2 protein-coding genes are annotated in these 2,163 nt (G+C 58.6%); both read left to right on the top strand.

Translation table 11 applies throughout. The annotated features are described in order from the left end of the window. The first annotated feature begins 101 nt into the window (after positions 1-101). Positions 102-1,364, top strand: a complete 1,263-nt coding sequence (locus tag GOB93_RS20755; protein ID WP_173585254.1) for a cation:proton antiporter — start codon at positions 102-104, stop codon at positions 1,362-1,364. Then, complete coding sequence (locus GOB93_RS20750; protein ID WP_173585253.1) at positions 1,364-2,047, top strand: YoaK family protein; 684 nt, start codon at positions 1,364-1,366, stop codon at positions 2,045-2,047. Before GOB93_RS20755 ends, GOB93_RS20750 begins: the two co-directional genes overlap by 1 nt. Positions 2,048-2,163 lie beyond the last annotated feature (116 nt).

The raw sequence follows: 2,163 nt of genomic DNA, 5'->3' as shown, positions 1-2,163 counted from the left end.
CGCCTCATTTTTGTCATTCAATGCCCGGTTAAGCTTCTCGAATAGCGGACTATTTTCGGTTTTTCTTGACGTAGAGGACAAGAGCGGCCAGCGGTGAAGGTATGGATACCATCAGCCTCATCGCTCTGCTTCTGACCCTCTCGGCAGGCTTCAGCATTCTCAACCACCATACGTTGCGTGTTCCTGTCACGATCGGCGTTCTGGTCTTCTCATTGCTGACCTCGCTTCTGGTCATGATCCTGAACCCTCTGATCCCGGCCTATGACCTTCAGGCTCTCCCACGGTCTGTACTCGGCGCGATCAATCTGCCTGCGGCACTTCTGAACGGTGCCCTGTCGCTGCTGCTTTTTGCGGGAGCCATGCAGGTGGATGTCGGGCATCTGCGAGCAAAGCTGATGTCTGTGACCGCTCTCTCCATTCTGGGAACCGTTCTGGCCGTGGCGTTTCTGGCGGTCGCGGCGTGGTGTGTTTTCCCGCTGCTGGGCCATGCCGTTCCCTTTACATGGTGCATCGTGCTCGGCGCTATCCTCGCTCCGACAGACCCGGTTTCGGTCGTGGGAATGCTGAAACGTCTGGGACTGCCAGGACCGCTACAGGCCGTCTTTGCGGGCGAGAGCCTGTTCAATGACGGCGTGGGCGTCGTCATTTTCGGTGTGACGATCGGGCTGGCGACTGGAGACAGTCAAGGGGTGGGCGCTTCTGAGATTGCCATGAGCTTCTGCCGCGAAGCGCTCGGTGGTGGTCTTCTTGGAGCGATAACCGGGTGGATTGCTCTTCGTGTGCTCAAGGGACAGCGTGACCCGCATATTGATCTGCTGACCTCGCTGGCTCTGGCGACCGGAACCTTCAGCATCGCCAATCAGTTGGGGATGTCCGGTGCGATTGCCGTCGTCGTGGCCGGTCTCTGCTTCGGAACCAGCTACAGCCATTCCATTTTCGATGAAGTATCGCGCAAGGAACTCGACATTGCATGGACGCTGATTGACGAAGTGCTGAACGTCCTGCTGTTCATGCTCATCGGCTTTGAAATACTGGAGATCACGCCGCATCTGTTCACGGTTCTGGCGACGCTTGCCGTGATCCCGCTGTCCATTGCCGTGCGGGCATTGAGTGTGCTGTTCTCCACCCTGCCGGTTCATCTCCGGCAGTGGGAGCGGGGCCGTGTCCTCGGCATCCTGACATGGGGCGGCCTGCGTGGCGGCATCTCGGTTTCTCTGGCGCTTGGCCTGCCGCACGGAGACCTGCGTGATCTGCTGCTGCCTGTCTGTTACGGTGTCGTGGTGTTCACCATCATCGTGCAGGGTCTGACCATGGAGCGGGTCGCCCGCAGGCTCTATCCGTCAATCGCTTCCCGGTCGCAATAATGCCCTCCTCCCTTCTCCCGGTCTCGATTTCCGCCCGGCGGGTTCTCATTCTCGGGCTTGTCGCAGGCTATGTGGATGCCCTGAGTTTCGTCGATCTGGGCGGTGTCTTTGCAGGCGCGATGACGGGCAATACCACGCATATGGGCGCCTCGTTTATCAGCGGCAACTGGCACCATGGCCTGCTTCTGGCGGGTGTGCTGGGTGTCTTTTTCCTTGCCGCCATCCTGTCCGGCCTGATGCGGCTGTTATGGTCGCCAGCTTATGGTGTCATGGTGATGACAATCTTCATGGTTCTGGCACAGATCGTGCATGGATCCTCCCTACGCTACTGGGGCGAATTTCTCGTGCTTCCGGCACTTCTGGCCGTGCAGGGCGAAACGATCGCGAAATTCTCCGGCACGCCCATGCCCACGATCGTCGTGACGACAAACCTGTTAAAAGCCGCATCGGGAATTGCGGAATGGATGGCGTCATGGATTGCGCCGGACAGGAACATTCGCCCTATCGCAGGAAGCATTTTTCTGCCGCTACTTTCGTGGGGGGCTTTTCTGGCAGGCGTGATGGCCGCCGCTACGGGGCTGGCCCTGCACGGTAGTTTTCCGTTCCTCTGGCCCGTCCCTTTCCTTGTCTTTCTATACCGGGATATCTGGAAAACGGAGCGTTCCGGGCAGGACGATAATTGAACACCCTGTCTGACAGGTCAGGATCAGACGCAGGACGTAACGCGTTTATGATGCGAATCTGCCTCTCGGTCAGGTCAGATTTTCATGCCTGACAGCCGACATTCAGCTTCCCCCCC

Source organism: Acetobacter musti (assembly GCF_011516835.1).
In the GTDB taxonomy this organism is placed as follows: Bacteria; Pseudomonadota; Alphaproteobacteria; order Acetobacterales; family Acetobacteraceae; genus Acetobacter; species Acetobacter musti.
Note: the sequence above shows the minus strand (reverse complement) of the source record. Positions and strands in the feature narration are given on the sequence as shown.